At 42.8% G+C, this 16,965-nt stretch carries 17 protein-coding genes and 1 tRNA gene; 7 read left to right on the top strand and 11 right to left on the bottom strand.

Annotation, left to right across the window (positions count from 1 at the left end):
- Positions 1-4: 4 nt before the first annotated feature.
- The 9 genes from ACHZES_RS21695 to ACHZES_RS21735 form a co-directional block, all read right to left on the bottom strand.
- Positions 5-1,153 carry a LegC family aminotransferase gene (locus ACHZES_RS21695; RefSeq protein WP_395546617.1) on the bottom strand — a complete coding sequence of 383 codons (1,149 nt, stop codon included), beginning with the start codon at positions 1,151-1,153 and terminating at the stop codon, positions 5-7.
- 27 nt (positions 1,154-1,180) lie between these two features.
- Positions 1,181-2,161, bottom strand: coding sequence for an NAD-dependent 4,6-dehydratase LegB (locus ACHZES_RS21700; protein ID WP_395546618.1), 981 nt, complete (start codon positions 2,159-2,161; stop codon positions 1,181-1,183).
- 10 nt (positions 2,162-2,171) lie between these two features.
- Positions 2,172-2,435 (bottom strand): hypothetical protein, encoded by a 264-nt coding sequence (locus tag ACHZES_RS21705; protein ID WP_038280167.1) that lies wholly within the window; start codon positions 2,433-2,435, stop codon positions 2,172-2,174.
- A 13-nt stretch (positions 2,436-2,448) separates the two neighbouring features.
- Entirely contained in the window at positions 2,449-2,748 is a 300-nt protein-coding gene (locus ACHZES_RS21710) for a hypothetical protein (RefSeq protein WP_038279988.1), read from the bottom strand.
- Between the two features lie 20 nt (positions 2,749-2,768).
- Positions 2,769-3,071 carry a carboxypeptidase-like regulatory domain-containing protein gene (locus ACHZES_RS21715; RefSeq protein WP_038279986.1) on the bottom strand — a complete coding sequence of 101 codons (303 nt, stop codon included), beginning with the start codon at positions 3,069-3,071 and terminating at the stop codon, positions 2,769-2,771.
- Entirely contained in the window at positions 3,028-3,276 is a 249-nt protein-coding gene (locus tag ACHZES_RS21720) for a hypothetical protein (RefSeq protein WP_395546620.1), read from the bottom strand. Before ACHZES_RS21720 ends, ACHZES_RS21715 begins: the two co-directional genes overlap by 44 nt.
- A gap of 20 nt (positions 3,277-3,296) precedes the next feature.
- Entirely contained in the window at positions 3,297-5,027 is a 1,731-nt protein-coding gene (locus ACHZES_RS21725; RefSeq protein WP_395546621.1) for a motility associated factor glycosyltransferase family protein, read from the bottom strand.
- A 35-nt stretch (positions 5,028-5,062) separates the two neighbouring features.
- Entirely contained in the window at positions 5,063-5,356 is a 294-nt protein-coding gene (locus ACHZES_RS21730; RefSeq protein ID WP_038279979.1) for a carboxypeptidase-like regulatory domain-containing protein, read from the bottom strand.
- A 161-nt stretch (positions 5,357-5,517) separates the two neighbouring features.
- Positions 5,518-5,802: a hypothetical protein gene (locus ACHZES_RS21735; protein ID WP_038279977.1), complete on the bottom strand. Its 285-nt coding sequence runs from the start codon at positions 5,800-5,802 to the stop codon at positions 5,518-5,520.
- 281 nt (positions 5,803-6,083) lie between these two features.
- Here ACHZES_RS21735 and ACHZES_RS21740 point away from each other — a divergent pair, with 281 nt between their 5' ends.
- The 3 genes from ACHZES_RS21740 (at position 6,084) to ACHZES_RS21750 (ending at position 9,518) form a co-directional block, all read left to right on the top strand.
- The gene (locus tag ACHZES_RS21740; protein WP_395546623.1) at positions 6,084-8,066 is read left to right on the top strand and encodes a methyl-accepting chemotaxis protein; all 1,983 of its coding nucleotides are present in this window, start codon (positions 6,084-6,086) and stop codon (positions 8,064-8,066) included.
- Positions 8,063-8,515, top strand: coding sequence for an FMN-binding protein (locus ACHZES_RS21745; protein ID WP_395546624.1), 453 nt, complete (start codon positions 8,063-8,065; stop codon positions 8,513-8,515). Before ACHZES_RS21740 ends, ACHZES_RS21745 begins: the two co-directional genes overlap by 4 nt.
- 415 nt (positions 8,516-8,930) lie before the next feature.
- Positions 8,931-9,518 carry a DUF3793 family protein gene (locus ACHZES_RS21750; RefSeq protein WP_395546625.1) on the top strand — a complete coding sequence of 196 codons (588 nt, stop codon included), beginning with the start codon at positions 8,931-8,933 and terminating at the stop codon, positions 9,516-9,518.
- Positions 9,519-9,554: 36 nt separating this feature from the next.
- Here ACHZES_RS21750 and ACHZES_RS21755 read toward each other — a convergent pair.
- Positions 9,555-9,626 (bottom strand) — tRNA-Glu (locus ACHZES_RS21755).
- A 149-nt stretch (positions 9,627-9,775) separates the two neighbouring features.
- Here ACHZES_RS21755 and ACHZES_RS21760 point away from each other — a divergent pair.
- Both ACHZES_RS21760 and ACHZES_RS21765 read left to right on the top strand, forming a co-directional pair.
- Positions 9,776-10,843 carry an acyltransferase gene (locus ACHZES_RS21760; RefSeq protein WP_395546626.1) on the top strand — a complete coding sequence of 356 codons (1,068 nt, stop codon included), beginning with the start codon at positions 9,776-9,778 and terminating at the stop codon, positions 10,841-10,843.
- 2 nt (positions 10,844-10,845) lie between these two features.
- Entirely contained in the window at positions 10,846-11,028 is a 183-nt protein-coding gene (locus ACHZES_RS21765; protein WP_038279969.1) for a DUF6472 family protein, read from the top strand.
- Between the two features lie 209 nt (positions 11,029-11,237).
- On the opposite strand, the gene ACHZES_RS21770 is transcribed toward ACHZES_RS21765, so the two are convergent.
- A complete protein-coding gene (locus ACHZES_RS21770; protein WP_038279967.1) occupies positions 11,238-12,698 on the bottom strand; it encodes a nicotinate phosphoribosyltransferase in 1,461 nt (486 codons plus the stop codon).
- A 562-nt stretch (positions 12,699-13,260) separates the two neighbouring features.
- Here ACHZES_RS21770 and ACHZES_RS21775 point away from each other — a divergent pair.
- On the top strand, positions 13,261-13,395 hold the full coding sequence (locus ACHZES_RS21775) for a hypothetical protein (protein ID WP_395546627.1): 135 nt from the start codon (positions 13,261-13,263) through the stop codon (positions 13,393-13,395).
- A 435-nt stretch (positions 13,396-13,830) separates the two neighbouring features.
- Positions 13,831-16,944 (top strand): isoleucine--tRNA ligase, encoded by a 3,114-nt coding sequence (gene ileS / locus ACHZES_RS21780; RefSeq protein WP_395546628.1) that lies wholly within the window; start codon positions 13,831-13,833, stop codon positions 16,942-16,944.
- The last annotated feature ends 21 nt before the right edge of the window (positions 16,945-16,965 follow it).

Consider the following 16,965-nt stretch of genomic DNA (forward strand, 5'->3'; position numbering starts at 1 on the left):
ACTGCTAAATGTAACTCAATGCTTGAACGATATGATCCACATCCTTTTTTAAAAGGCTGGTACTGCAAGGAATATTGATGACCCGGTTCCAGTAAAATGGAGCCTTTTCTATATAATACGCCTGACAGTTCTCATACATCTTCTGGGTATGGACAAGCTGCCAGATAGGCCTTGTTTCAATATCCTTTTCCTTTAGCTGCTTTATGATTGCATTTCGGTCTAATCCATCGTTTTTTATGAACAGGGAATAGAACCACCGGTTGTTTCTCGCCTTCTGGTTAAACTTAAGCAGCTTAAAGTTTTCCATTGATGATATGGCATTGTCGTAATACTCATAATTGTTTTCTTTGATCCGGATAAAATCCTCAAGACATTCCAACTGGCCGACTCCAAGGGCTGCCTGTAAGTTGGTCATGCGGTAGTTATAGCCCACTTCATTGTGAGTATAATGGAAGGGATCATCTTTTGCCTGGGCAGCAAGATACTTAGCTCTTTCCAGGTCCCTGCCATCCTTTGCGGTCAGAAGCCCCCCGCCTCCTGTGGTGATGATCTTATTGCCGTTAAAGGAATAGGCCCCAAAATCGCCAATGGTCCCTGCAAATTGTCCGTGGTACGATCCCTGATTGTAGCAGGTTCCTAATGCTTCTGCAGCATCTTCGATCAGTTTGAGTCCATATTGTCCAGTCAATGCTCTCAGCCGTTCCATATCCGCCATGTTTCCAAAGATGTGGACGATGACAACTGCCGTGATGATCCGGTTTGTGCTCTTATTGATCAGCCCGGAAGAGGTCATGACACATTCCTTTTTCAAAAAGTCCTCAAGCTTGTCACAATCTAAATTCAGAGAGTCATCACAATCCATAAAAACAGGAGCAGCACCTATGTAGGCAGCTGGATTGACTGAGGCAATAAAGGTAAGGGTTGGGACGATCACTTCCTGTCCCGGTTTCACACCGGATAAGAGCATCGCTAAGTGGATCGCGGCAGTTCCGCTTTGAACGGCCGCCGCGCCGGGGACTTTTAAATAAGAAGCCATATCCTGTTCAAATCTTGTCACATAGCTGCCTGCTGTTGATATCCAGCCGCTGTCAAGGGCATCTAATATATATTTTTTTTCGTTCCCCGTTAGATTGGGAACCGATAAAGGTATCATATTCGTTCCTCCGCTCCTTGTCTGATTCTAAAGGTTATAGATGCCAGTCTTATACTTATCCTGGTTTTTCTCCATCCAGTCAATGGTTTTTTTTAGGCCAAAGGAAAGAGAGTATTCCTGGTTCCAGTCTGTAAGTTCTTTTAACTTTTTATTTGACCCAAGAAGTCTGTTCACCTCGCTTTTTTGAGGACGCATCCGCTCTTGTTCACAGATGATACTGGCCTGTGGATTAATCTGGCGAATCAGCTCTGCTGCAAGTTCGCCGATGGAGATTTCCGTTTGGCTTGCAATGTTAATTTCTTCGCCAATGGTTTTTCCAGACTTTTCTATTTCAATAAAACCGTTTACGGTATCTTTTACATAATTAAAATCCCTGGTGGGGGTTAGACTGCCAAGGCGTAACTCTTTGGTCCCAGTCAGCAGCTGGCTGATGATGGAGGGTATTACAGCTCTTGCAGACTGCCTGGGGCCATAGGTGTTAAATGGTCTGACAATGGAAACCGGAAGGGAAAAGCTTCTGTAAAAGGATTCTGCCAGCCGGTCGGCTCCGATCTTCGTAGCGGAATAGGGCGATTGTCCCTGAAAGGGATGGGATTCATCAATCGGAACGTATTTGGCGCTGCCATAGACCTCAGAAGTAGAGGTGATGAGTACCTTATCCGTACCAAGGCCTCTTGCGGCCTGGAGGACATTTAGCGTTCCCTTTATATTGGTATCCACATAGGAATCCGGAGAGTGATAGCTAAAAGGGATTGCGATTAAAGCGGCCAGATGAAACACCGATTCTATCCCTGCCATGGCGTTCCTTACGCCGTTTGGATCCCGGATATCCCCAGGAAGTATCTCGATTTCCTTCTTTATTTCATCAGGAAGAAAATCCAGCCATCCCCAGGTATTGAAGGAATTATAAAAAGTAAAAGCTCTTACATCATAACCCCGTTCAACAAGTGTTTCCGTTAAATGACTGCCTATAAATCCATCCGCTCCAGTAACCAGAACCTTTTTCATGTTTCATCCCTCACCTGTGATGGTTATCAAAAACCTTTATTTTATAGCTGCTCATTCGATCTGAAATAGAAAAGCAGAATTCACCGTGATCGTTGGTCAGCCCATGCCCAAGATAGGTCCCTTCATATTCTTGCTCCTGTACATCTTCGTTATAAATTGGGACAAGCTTTTCTAAGATAACGATAGCACCTTTAACCGGACAGGAATCTTTATAACGGACCCTCCCTATAATTAATATACCTTCCATATGATATTCATGATTAATCTGTTCCATAATGCGCCCTCGCCTAAGTGGTTAAAAGTGGTTCGTATATATCCAGCTGGTAACAGGCAAATTTATCTTTTTCCACGGCTATTGCAAACTCTCCGGACTCGTTGGTGATCACATAGCCTTTGCTCACCCTCTGGTTATCCCCGGTGATTTTGCTGACCCGGACAACCGCACCTTCTGAAGCCTCATGGCGTGAATTATAAATAGTGCCTGTTAATAAAACCTTATCTGATTTTTCAATGGTAATGGTTGTCTTTAACATGTCGCGGTTCTTAAAATGCTTTGGTGACAAGATGATCTCAGTATAACCGCTCAACAGGTTTCCTCCTTTCTGCATCAGAGAAGGGGAGCATAGACCGCTAATTCATACTTCATATGGGTCTTTGCTTTCATCGAGAATAAATAATACCCATTTTCATCCGTCAAGGTATAACCCAGCAGGCTTCTGGTATTATCCCTGCAGTCGATCTGGGTGATCCGGACCGCAGCTCCTGCACAAGGCTTCTGGCTCTCGCTGTATACGGTTCCATTGATGATCTGGAATTTCTGTTTTTCTAAGTGGATGTCAAAATGATATTCCGGGTGGGATTGGAGTTTAGCTCCGTTTATTCTTAAAGAGGACTTTTTGAAGCAGTTCATATAACTTGTTATGCCTCCCTCCGTTTTCCGGGGGTTCCGTTATGCTGCGGGTATATACGGTTACGTTTAGTTCCTGCATATCCTTCGTATCCTCAGCATTAATAATGTTCCCCGCCTGTTCCTTCCCATTGATGATCATCTTATTTACTTCCACTTCTTTGTATTTTATATCATTGATTTCTTTGTTCCTGCCTTCCGTTTCCATTTCCTTATCCCCTTTTTTTATTAAACTATATGCGGTTCATAGAATTCTGTTACCGTTTCCAAAATGGTTTCTTTTACTTCTTCAAGCATTTCCTTCATTTTTTCAAAATACATCTTAAAAGCTCTTGCCTGATGCTGCAGATCAGATGTCAGCTTCTCATAATCCTTAGCAGATATGTCAAACGTTCTTTCCTTTATTTCATAAACGAATTCGCTGAAATATCCTCCTAAATATATGGTGTCAGCAGCATTTTCAAAATCATTTACAATTTTAATAATGTATAAGATCCGCTGCAGATCAATATCCGTTTCTTCCATAATAAGCAGAGACTTTGTTTGGTTTTCAGAGCATATGATTTCACATAACTCCAGGCCCTGGCTTGCCTTTATCCGGTATTCTTCGATGAAGCAGAGAAGGGCGTCTATGGTCTTCCTGCTGTCTATCCGGATCTCCTGGTTTGGGATGCATTTCTTTTTTTGCTTTCCGGCAGTTTCTTCCTTAAATACATCAGACAGCTCCTTATGTGGGGCGCCATTTATATCCGCTCCATAGGAACAATTAATAAACCGGATTCGTTTCTGGTCTTTATAAATAGCAATATAATGTTCCAGCCTTCTCCTGTAATGATCCAGGGTGATGGTCGTTCCGACCGGATTGCCGTATACATCCTTTACAATGGTTGTGGCCCCATAGAGAAGGCTCTTATCATAATCAAAGACTGCGCTGTCTGCATGATGTTTGTTATAAGTATAAGCGAGATCCTGGCCCAAAAATATGATGGGAGAGCAGCCCATCATGTTTGCAATATCAATACAGGCGTGGGCGACCGAACCTCCGCAGTACACACCCTGATATTGTTCAAAGCCCTTCACTGTATGAGAAAGCAGGAGGGAAATAAAGATTTTATCTCCCTTATAATTTCCAACCAGATATCGGTTGCTGTATTCATAGAAAGCAAGGGGAACTTCTAAGTTCAGGCAGTTCTTCATCATATCGAAGTTTGCGTCAACCGGATCTACGGATACGATCATATCCGGAAGGATCCCATTTTTTGTTAATGCCTCTGCGGTCCTGCTTCCGGTAATAATAAAATACTGGTCTAACTGATCCTTATGAACTAGCATATCCCTTATGTTTGAATCCAGGGAAGGGCCTCCGGATACCACAAGTGCGGGAACATTGAGATTGGTGGAGCGATAGTGGTGAATGGGAGTGCTCTGATTTAAAGCCATCATATTTGCAGTCATGTTCTGGATGAAAATTTTCTTAAAACGTTTTGCAAGCTCCACCTGGGAAGCCGCGTTGATGATGGTCCAATCCAGATGTTCAATCAAACGATCGTATTCTTCCTTATAAATACTGGAATAGTTGCCGAATGCGTAAAAGTAAATATTATTGATATTTTTAAAATGAATGGTATTGTCAAATATTTGTCTTACCTGATTTTCCTCAAACAGAACAAGGCTTATATTGTCTGCTAATTTGGAATCGAATTTTTTAAAAATCCCGGGGTTTGGTTCAAATATAATCACTCTGTTTTTGGCACACAGCAATTTTTTAAAATCTTGTAGGTATTCTCCCGTATCAATTCCGAATAAAAAGATCAGGGAATCAAATTTTAAATCCTCCAAAGTATATAATAATTGATTGATTTCTTTTTTGTAATCCAGTTGGTCTGCCAGAAAAAAGAATTTCTTATTTCTCTTTATCCGATATACGTGATATCCATCCATTGTTTTATATTTTTTCATGATAATCTCCGTGTTGACTGGCTATTTATTCCCATTTAAACAGGTGAATAGGCAATTAATTTGTATTGCTTTTCTCCAATCCTGGGAAGTGATATTCCATAAGTACCGTCTTGAAGTGTAAAGGTTACACCTAAGCTTTTTTCTTCAGAAGGGTTATGGGAATCATCCAAGAGAAGTATTTCAACCGCAGCATTTGGCAGTGGCTTTCCTGTTGGACTGTATACGGTTCCCGTAATTAATATAAACGCATTATTTGATAAGGTAATGTCTGCTGTCACGATTCCGGAACAAATAATCTGACAGCCTGTGAAATATATTTTTTGCTGCATTTCTCCCCCTCCTTTGTTTAAATAGATGTTTCTTTAAAGAAAGGCGCCTCAAAGGTTCCTTTCCATCCCATACATGCCAGATATTAAAATTAGCTTAAATTCGTTCGTATTTGGTAAGCGTGATGTTGGATTTTTAACCTTTGAAGCACCCTTTTTAAATGTTAGTGAGCATAGAACTTAAATATCAGCTTTACCCCGGCTCTGCAGGTAATGCCATAGATGGCATTTGCATCGGTAAATGTTTCCCGGCTTGGAGCAGCAGTGGTAGGTTTTGTACTTTCCCATACCGCCACAGCACCGCTTCTTAGGATTGTATTACTGAATAATGCAGAACCTCTTACTAAAAGTAACCCCCAGCTTGTTGTAGAGAGATTAGCAGGAACCAGAACTCCTGAAATTGCAGAAGCAGCTGAGATTGTTTTTGCGATTGGTTTATAGTTGGCCATAAGGTTGCCCCCTTTTAACATGTTGTAGAAATACGTATTTCTTATATATAGTATGTCCCTGGCTGCAGGAAGTGACTGTAGGGGGAAGCAGGGGAAACGGGAGATCAGGACTTTATACAATTTTCCATCTTCACATCTAATTTAAGGAATTTTTATTATTAATGATACAATTTTTCCCAATAATGGTTTTTATTTCTTCAAGACTATTGTTTTTTATTTTAAATCGGTTATATTACTTAATATGTTATAAATTAATTTTGTAACAATAAAAAGGAGGATTTATGAATTTAAAAGGAATTCGGCGGAAGATCATCTTAAATACATTGATTGTTACCATAATTATTTCTGTGGTTACAACCATTGTATTGTCCGTATCCGCCATGTCTCTGACCAATCTCACATTGATGGAAACTCTTATGCCTTTTGCTAAAACTGCCTCAAAAAGCATTGAGAGCAGTCTGCATATCATGGCAGACCGTATATTTATGATTGGGGAAAATCATGAACTGACATCAGAGGAAGCGACTCTTGAGGAAAAACATCAGGTTCTTGACAAGGCCACATCTGGTATAGAATTTGTATGGCTAGCCCTCTACACCCAGGATGGCAGATTGTATACGGGCAACGGAAACAGCCCTTCCGATATTTCCGGGGGTGAATTGTTCAAAAGGATGCAGGAAACCCAAAATCTTGTGATCGGCGATACTTCTGTCGGGGAAAATGGACTTGAAGTATATGTGGGAATGCCTATATCCACAGAAAAGAATAACACTTATTATCTGGTAGGAAGTTATAAGTATGACATGCTTGATGATGTGATCAGCAGTATACATATTGGCTACAGCGGCCACGCTTTTGTTATGAATGAAAGCGGCCAGGTAGTCGCTTACCCTGATACAGATTTAATAAGGAGCGGAGAGAATGTTTATTCTCTTTATAAGGATAATGGAAAGCTCCTGGAAGTATTTGACGCAATGAAATCAGGAAGGATCGGATCCGCTTCTGTGTCAATAGATGGGAAGGATACTCTTGTGGTTTATGCACCTGTACGAGGTGCGAACTGGTATTTTGCCATCATAACGCCAAAATCAGACTTTATGAATATCGTAAACACTGCCGTTATGATCAATATAGGCATTACCATAACCCTTACCCTGCTTGCAATCTTATTTATCGCCCGATTTGCTGGAAATATCTCAAAGTCCTTGAGAAGTGTAACAGAGCGGATACAGAAGCTGGCTCAGGGAGATTTGACAAGCCCTGTGGAAGTGGTGATGACAAATGACGAGGCCCAGACCCTTTCCAATTCGCTGAAAGAGACCATTGAACAGGTGAGCGGATACATTTCCCAGCTTCAAAATGCCCTGGAACGGCTTTCCGCCGGCAATTTAGACGTTAGCGTCAGCGATCAGTTTGCAGGAGATTTTGTGGTTATGAAAGATTCCATTCATAATATTACGGATTTCTTAAACCTGTTGATCAATGACCTTCAGCAGTCGGCTGAAACCCTGAGCCATGCTGCCCAGGAGGTATCTCAAAGCGCCCGCCTTATGAATGAATCTTCCGGTCATCAGTCCATGTCCATAGACAGGCTCGTGGAGGAGACAGACTCCATCTCTAAAGACATTGTCATCGTGGATGAGCATGCTAGAACCGCTCGTGAACTTATGGAGCAGTCCATGGAAAAGCTGTCAATGGGCGATGAACATATGGAGAATACCCTTCAGGCAATGGAGAATATCAGCCATAATGCGGCCGAAATAACAAAAATTACAAAATTCCTGGAAGAAATAGCATTCCAGACAAACCTTCTTGCCCTGAATGCAAGCGTTGAAGCCGCCCATGCAGGTGAAGCAGGAAAAGGTTTTGCCGTAGTAGCAAATGAAATCCGTGATCTTGCTGAAAAAAGTGCGGAATCATCAAAGCGTACAGCTGAGATGATTATACATTCCCAACAGGCGATTGAAGAGGGGGCCAGGTATGCCAATCTAACCGCTCATTTTTTAAATGAGCTGACGGATATCTCCAAGCAGACTTATGAGATAACAGAAGACCTGGAAAAACTTGTGGGAAATGAGAAGTTAAGTCTTGAGAATGCGTCTCTTGACATCTCCCAGATATCCCGGCACGCACGTCAAAACCTTGAATCAAGCAGTGCTGTGGCTTCTTTAAGCGGGGATCTGGCACAACAGGCTCAAAGTCTTGAAGAAATGTCAGGACGCTTCCGTCTTCGTTCTGGTCCGGAAGGGAGGGATGGACAATGAATCAAAGAAAACGCTTTATCATGATCTTCCTGGTCCTTTTGACTATGTTTTCCGTAAGCGGCTGTAAAAAAGAGGAAAGCAGGCTGGAGGATGGCTTTTACACGGTGGAAATGTCGGATTACATCAATGGCTGGAAGGAATTTGTCACCATCCGTGTCAGCGGCAATAAAATCGTTACGGTTGAGTACAATGCTAAAAATTCAAGCGGATTCATCAAATCCTGGGACATTCCCTATATGCGCAATATGCTCGATAAAAAAGGGACATACCCAAATCGCTATACACGTACATATGCAGCCAACTTCCTGGCATCACAAAGCGACAAGGGAATCGATGCTGTAAGCGGTGCCTCTGTTTCGGGAGGTAATTTTCAGAAAATGGCATCTCTTTTAATGGAAAAGGCAAGAAAGGGAGACGACTCTCTCGGTATCGTAGAAACTGACCATTAGATCAACGGAGAGCCCGGTATTATATCCAAATAAAAAGGACTGCAGCCCCATCGATGGGGCTGCAGTCCTTTTACTGTATATGATATAAAAGCATCGGAAAAAGATGGCATAATTCCGGCTCTTTTTATTAGGTTGAGCCGGCAAAGAAGCCTTTCAGGGCAACTCTGCCGACTTAGTAAAAACATATATGTAAGCGCTCTGACCACTTTTCTTTTGCTTTTATGTTTATAATATTATCATACAGGAAAATTGTGAAGGAAATTTGACCAGGTTCTAAAGAAAGTATGAAAGAAATGAAGAAATTCTGACAAAAATTGGAAATGTATCCAAGCCGATGCTGCTTATACTATTCATAACAGAGAAATACCTGTTATGGGATGTTCCGTAAAGCATGAAAACAGGCGGAGGTACAGATATGCTGCTAGAAAAATCTCTAATTGAATATTGTTCCCCCACATTGGCCTCGATTAAGCCGGCAAACTTGTTCAGCCATCCCTTTTCGTCGGAAATGGACTTGGCTAGCCAACTCACTTGCCTAAACGACCAGCTAGGAGAGAAGGGAATATCCTTGCTTTTGTTATGCAGGCGCGGGAATAAAGCCCTGATTTATGTCTACCGGAAAGCCCTTTTGCAGGCTGATTTAAACCGGCCGGAAGTTAGTAAGTTTCTGCAGGCTTACGGCTATGAGCATATGGAAGTGGAGGCTGCATTAAATAGGCTGAAAGAGAGGCTGAATCAAGAAGGAGAATTTCCTCATGAGATCGGAGTCTTTCTCGGCTATCCGCTGGGAGATGTAGTGGGATTTATCCAAAATAGGGGAAAGAACTGTAAATGCACCGGATGCTGGAAGGTGTATTCCAACGAGTGTGAGGCCGTTAAACTATTTGCCAGATACAAAAAGTGCAGGACAATGTATGTGCACCTCTGGAAGAATGGAAGGACCATCTGGCAGCTTACGGTGAGTCTTCCGGAAAATAAAGAGAAAAGAAACAAAAAACCCTGATTTTCCTTTTGGAAAAATCAGGGTTTTTGCTTTTTATGACCTATCCGAGAATCGAACTCGGGATTCCGCCGTGAGAGGGCGGCGTCTTGACCGCTTGACCAATAGGCCGTTTTATGTATGTCATCTCTGACAACTTCATTATGATACCATAGGAATTTCAGTTTGTCTACACTTTTTTAATAAAATAAAAAATTTGTCAAAATCGGATTTTATATGCTATACTTTTCTAAACCCAGAGAAAGCAGGGAGGAAGAGATATGGGACTTAAAAAGCGGGAAGTGAAATACGATTACTTAAGGACTCTTGCGGTCATTGCCATCATCATGGTTCATGCGGTTCCCGGGGAGACGCTAAACTATAAACAGTGGCTGTTTTCGGCTGCTCTTTCGCCGGTGCTTTTGTCATTTGTAGGGATTTATTTTATGCTGAGCGGCCTTTTCCTTTTAAAATCCGGAACAGAGGATATTCCCGGATTTTACTGGAGCCGGTTTCAGACAATTGTTCTTCCCTTTGTATGTTACAGCGGGATTTATTACTGGTATTATGCGATCTATCTGGGAGTGGTGCCCCTCCGGTGGCAGGAGCATCTGGCAGTCTTTGGAAAGGGACTTTTAACCGGAACCATTCCCATGACACCCCATATGTGGTTTATGTATGTGATCATGGCGCTGTATCTTTGCGCACCCTTTTTAGCCCGTATGATGAAGGCCATGAGCGACAGGGAGTTAAAGCTTTTTCTGGCACTTATGGTGATTGTCCAGGGAATCTGCACCTATCTTCCGGCATTGGGCCTGGACATAGGAGAGGGGTTTCAATATATGCTGTTTAAGGGCTGGTTCATCTATTTCATCCTGGGATATGCATTAAAACGACTGTATGGCAGCAGCAGCTATCTTCCCTTTGCGGTTCTCGGTATCGCCGGCTTTGGTATTACTATGGTTCAAAAGTGTGTTACGCCATCCTTTACACCGGGAATTCACGACTTAGCCCCCACAATGATGGCAATGGCCGCGGCTATTTTTATGTTATTTGAACGTTTTGGGGATATCAAGGCGCCTGTTCTTGCAAAAGCTGTGAGCTTCATAAGCAGGTACAGCTATTCCATCTATTTAATTCACTATCTGGTTCTGGGACAGGCAGCCAGAGGCTTGGTGGAAAAGACGTTTCTAAGACATTATTACGTTCCCAAAATTTTTTGTGAAACCATCCTTACATTTCTCATATCCCTGGCAGCCGCCTGGATCATCGACGGGACCATAGGAAGGCTGTTAGAAAAAGCAGTGGGTGCGGTTTATTATAGAAGAAAAATGCATAAGGAGAGATGAAAATGGACCAGAAGTCGAGCTGTGAACATTGTATACACTATGATTATAATGAAGAATACGAATGCTATGAGTGTGAGATCAATCTGGATGAGGATGAGATGATACGGTTTTTGAGCAACTCCTTTCAAAGCTGCCCACATTTTAAATTCGGGGATGAGTACACGGTTGTGAGGAAACAGATGTAGGGTGACAGAATAAAAAGAAGCCCTAAAAAAGGGAGGAGCCGGTATCCCATCGAGGAATACCGGCAATTATGAAAAAAAATTTTATCTCAAAGTATGTTGGCAACATCTTTTTCTGATGATTTCAGTATATCGGTCAAATATGAAGAAAATTTGACCAGGCTGTAAAAAGATTATGACCAGACTGTGAACAATGGACAGGCCGGGTCAGATCAGTCTCTGAAATGATAGCTTTCCAGCAACTGATTTTTCATATGCCAAAGCTCGTTGGATAAGTCAACATGAACCTCATGAGGATTTACCAGACGGCGGGATTCATCCCAAAGGGTATCCAGTTCCTTTTTGCAGTAGGACTGGATGTCCATAACGGCAGGAGTATCATAAATGCATTTCCCGTCTTTAAATATCTGAACCAGAAGATCCCGCATGGTATAGCTGTTAGGTGCCAGGTGGGTTTTCTTCCATGTTTCAATGGGGTCGAAGAGGAGCAGAGAATGGTTTTCTTTAAAGGTTTCCCCATCCAGGCAGATTAAATCTGCAATGATCTTACCGGTTTCCCGGCTGTAAATACGCTTGATGGCCTTGTTCCCAGGATTCGTGATCTTTTCCGCATTTTCGGAAAGCTTGATCTTGGGGATAAACTGGTCGGTCTTTTTATCCAAAATCGCCGCCAGTTTGTAGACACCGCCAAAGGAAGGGCAGTCCTTGGAAGTGATCAGATTGGTTCCAACACCCCAGGAGTTAATCGTAGCGCCCTGAATCTTTAAGCTGTTGATTAAAGTCTCGTCAAGGTCATTGGAGGCGGAGATCACTGCGTCTGTAAATCCGGCCTCGTCAAGCATTTTCTTAGCCTTTTTAGAAAGGTATGCCAAGTCTCCGCTGTCTAAACGGATTCCATAGGTGGTAAGAGGAATTCCGGCTTCCCTCATTTCCTTAAATACCTTGATGGCATTGGGCACACCGGATTTTAACGTATCATAGGTGTCCACCAGAAGAATGCATGCCGTGGGATAAAGCTTTGCATAATTGCGGAATGCGGTCAGTTCATCAGGGAAGCTCATGATCCAGCTGTGGGCATGGGTTCCTCTCACCGGAACGTGAAACATTTTTCCAGCCAGTACGTTAGAGGTTCCGATGCAGCCTGCAATCATGGCAGCCCTTGCACCGTAAATTCCTGCATCAGGTCCCTGGGCCCGGCGCAGTCCGAATTCCATAACCCCATCACCGGCAGCAGCGAATACAACACGGGCCGCTTTTGTAGCAATCAGGCTCTGGTGGTTGATAATATTAAGCAAAGCGGTTTCAATCAGCTGAGCCTCCATAATGGGGGCAATGACTTTAACTAAGGGTTCGCGAGGGAATATGACCGTGCCCTCTGGAATGGCGTAGATGTCGCCGGAAAATTTAAAATGGTGGAGATATTCCAGAAAGTCTTCTTCAAAAAGGCCGGTGGATTTAAGATAATCCACATCCTCCTGGTCGAAGTGAAGCTCATTTACGTATTCAATGACCTGTTCCAAGCCTGCGCAGATCGCGTATCCATTACCACCCGGATTACTGCGGTAGAAGACATCGAATATAACGGTCTCGTTGGCATCTTTCTCTTTAAAATAACCTTGCATCATGGTTAATTCATAAAGGTCTGTTAATAAAGTTAAATTGCGCTGGCTCATAGCTGTTCTCCTTTTTTTTTCCTTTTACTAAACCTTTTCGCACATTATACCATAAGTTTACAAAAAAACAATGGAATTGACAAAAATTTAACGAAGTAAATTGTGACATAAAAAACAAACAAATATTCATAAATGATTAAATAATCTAAATTAAACAATACAATTTGAAAATTAATAAATAACTTATTATTTTTTAAAGAAAAGTCTTGCAAAATACAGAGAGATAGTATATAATAAAGCCATAAACAAAAGAAAATAATTTCAAATCCGACGTACCACTTTATTTCGGAGAATGACAGAGAAAAGGAGGGTGATTCCGCCGAAAACATAAGTTTCGTCTGAAATAGCAAATGGGCTGATTCAGGCAAAAGGCAAAACCGTTAAACCTTAGCCGAGAACCGGAAAAAGCGGCAGAAAAATTGAAATAAGCCGGAATGAAAATCTACCAATCTCTTATATGCCTATAGTTCGTTATAACTGCAGAGAAATATTCATCCGATGGGTAATTTTTGATTCGTCCCGATTGAATTTTTATTCGGTAGCTGGATAACAATATAGAAGAATGAAAATAGCGATGCAGAGAATTTTGATTGTAGATGGTTTTAAGCGAAAGGAACGGGAAAAAATTCATATAGAGCATCCAGAAAACGCAATGCAAAAAACAAAACGTGAGAGGTATTTAGGAACCAATGGATGAAAGCATGTAGAACGGGTATCGAATTTCATGAAAATGAATCGGTACCCGTTCTCCTTTGTACCCTTATGGACACAGGCTGAAAATCAAAATAGCCTTGACATTTCTTTTTTTAATCCCTATAATTAAAAAATACGGTAGTATTAGTATAACCACATCATAATAGGAAGAAAAACTTTGATGGAGACAGTAGGACCATGGGAAATCCAAAGAGAGCCGGGGAGGGTGGAAGCCTGGTGAAAGTAGCGTGGGTTCGAATATCACTCCGGAGTTTCCGGCTGAAGGCATTGGCGTTAGGTCAGGACGTATTTTCTGCGTTAAGGGAAAGCATATGCTGGTATGCGGTAATAGGTGGTACAACGGAGATATAGTGAGGCTTTCGTCCTGATTACGGGATGGGAGCTTTTTTTATATATGGAGAAATGGAGGTCGCTAAAGATGTATAAGAAAGTTCCTACAGACTTGAATTTTGTAGCACGAGAAAAAGAGGTAGAAAAATTCTGGGAAGACCATGAGATTTTTAAGAAGAGCATGGAAAACCGTAAGGGAGGGGAGACATACCCGTTCTATGACGGTCCCCCTACTGCCAATGGGAAACCCCATATCGGACACGTATTGACCAGGGTTATCAAGGATATGATTCCAAGATACCGGACCATGAAAGGGTATGACGTTCCCCGTAAGGCCGGTTGGGATACCCACGGACTGCCGGTTGAGCTGGAAGTGGAAAAGATGCTGGGCCTTGACGGCAAGGAACAGATCGAAGAGTATGGCTTAGAGCCATTTATCAAGTATTGCAAGGAAAGCGTTTGGAAATACAAGGGCATGTGGGAGGATTTCTCAAAGACCGTAGGCTTTTGGGCTGATATGGATGACCCTTATGTAACGTATGAGAATAATTTTATTGAATCTGAGTGGTGGGCATTAAAGAAGATCTGGGAAAAGGGCCTTTTGTATAAGGGCTTTAAAATCGTTCCCTATTGTCCGCGATGCGGAACTCCTTTATCCAGCCATGAGGTGGCTCAGGGATATAAGGATGTAAAGGAACGCTCCGCCATCGTCCGGTTTAAGGTAAAGGGAGAAGACGCTTATATTCTGGCGTGGACCACAACTCCGTGGACCCTTCCTTCCAACGTAGGTTTATGCGTAAATCCTGAAGAGACCTATGTAAAGGTGCAGACCGGAGACTATACCTATTATATGGCAGAGGCTCTCTGTGAAAAGGTTCTGGGAGAGGAATACACGATTTTAGAGAAGTACACCGGAAAAGACTTGGAATATAAAGAATACGAGCCTTTATTTGACTTCGTACAGCCAAATAAGAAAGCTTTTTATGTAACCTGTGACACTTACGTTACCTTAACAGATGGTACCGGTGTTGTTCATATCGCTCCGGCCTTTGGTGAGGATGACTCAAAGGTTGGCAGAAAATATGACCTTCCTTTTGTACAGCTGGTCAATGCAGCAGGCGAGATGACAGAGGAGACCAAATGGGCAGGCACCTTCTGTAAGAAGGCGGATCCAATGATCCTTAAGGATCTGGAAGAAAGAGGACTTTTATTCTCCGCACCTGTATTTGAACACAGCTACCCTCACTGCTGGAGATGCGACACCCCGTTAATCTACTATGCTAGAGAATCCTGGTTCATTAAGATGACGGATGTAAAGGAAGACTTAATCCGCAATAACAATACCATCAACTGGATTCCGGAAAGTATCGGAAAAGGACGTTTCGGCGACTGGCTGGAAAATGTCCAGGACTGGGGAATCAGCAGAAACCGTTACTGGGGTACTCCTCTTAACGTTTGGGAATGTGAGTGCGGACATCAGCATTCCATCGGAAGCATTGAGGAATTAAAGTTCATGTCCCCTAATTGTCCGGAAGAGATTGAACTTCACCGTCCTTACATCGACGCAGTGACCATTACCTGCCCTAAGTGCGGAGAGCAGATGAAGAGAGTACCGGAAGTAATCGACTGTTGGTTTGACTCCGGCTCCATGCCTTTTGCACAGCATCATTATCCTTTTGAAAACCAGGATCTGTTCGAGAAGCAGTTCCCGGCTGACTTTATTTCTGAGGCCGTGGATCAGACAAGAGGCTGGTTCTACTCCCTCCTTGCCATCTCCACTTTGATTTTCAACAAGGCACCATACAAGAATGTAATCGTTTTGGGGCATGTCCAGGATGAGAACGGGCAGAAGATGAGTAAATCCAAGGGAAATGCGGTAGATCCATTTGATGCTCTGGACACCTACGGAGCAGATGCCATCCGCTGGTATTTCTATGTAAACAGCGCACCATGGCTGCCGAACCGTTTCCACGGAAAAGCGGTTATGGAAGGACAGCGCAAATTTATGGGGACTCTGTGGAATACCTATGCATTCTTTGTGCTTTATGCGAATATTGATGAATTTGACCCCACAAAATACAGTCTGGAATATGATAAGCTTCCGGTTATGGATAAATGGCTTCTCTCCAAGCTGAACTCCCTGGTGGGAGATGTGGATGCATTCCTTACCGGCTATCAGATTCCGGAGGCGGCAAGAGCCCTTCAGGATTTTGTTGATGATATGAGTAACTGGTATGTACGAAGAAGCAGAGAGCGCTTCTGGGCCAAGGGAATGGAGCAGGATAAGATTAATGCTTATATGACTCTTTACACAGCCCTTGTTACCGTAAGCAAGGCGGCTGCTCCGCTCATTCCGTTCATGACAGAAGAAATCTATCAGAACATGGTTTGCAGCGTGGATAAGTCTGCTCCGGAGAGCATTCATTTGTGTGATTATCCTGTGTCAAATAAAGCCTATATCGATAAGCAGCTGGAAACTGACATGGATGAAGTATTAAAAATCGTAGTCATGGGCCGCGCTGCCAGAAATACTGCCAATTTAAAGAACCGCCAGCCTATTGGCCAGATGTTTGTAAAAGCGCCTCATGCCCTTCCTGTATTCTACCAGGAGATCATTGAGGAAGAGCTGAACGTAAAAAAAGTGGTATTTACTGATGATGTAAGAGATTTCACATCCTACAGTTTTAAACCTCAGTTAAAGACCGTTGGGCCTAAATACGGCAAACAGCTTGGAGCCATTAAAAAAGCCCTTGGAGAAGTCAACGGCAATGAGGCTATGGATACCTTGAATGAAACAGGTGCCCTCACCTTTACCTTTGACGGAACAGAGGTTGTGCTTACCAAGGAAGATTTACTCATTGACACCGCCCAGACAGAGGGCTATGTATCCGAAGGTGATAACACCATTACTGTTGTTCTGGACACCAATTTAACACCAGAACTTTTAGCGGAAGGATTTGTACGAGAGCTGATCAGCAAGATCCAGACCATGCGTAAGGAAGCCGGGTTTGAAGTGATGGATCACATTCGGGTATACAGCGTGGGCAATGAAAAGATTGCCGGTATATTAAAGAACCACGAGGAAGAAGTAAAGAGCGAAGTACTTGCGGAAGACATCATCCTTGAAACGCCGGCCGGTTATGTGAAAGAATGGAACATTAACGGTGAAAATGTAACCCTGGGTGTAGAGAAGGTTCAGTAAACGGTTAGGAGGCCTTGTAGA

The sequence above is a fragment of the Lacrimispora sanguinis genome, assembly GCF_044987295.1.
Taxonomy (GTDB): Bacteria; Bacillota; Clostridia; order Lachnospirales; family Lachnospiraceae; genus Lacrimispora; species Lacrimispora celerecrescens_B.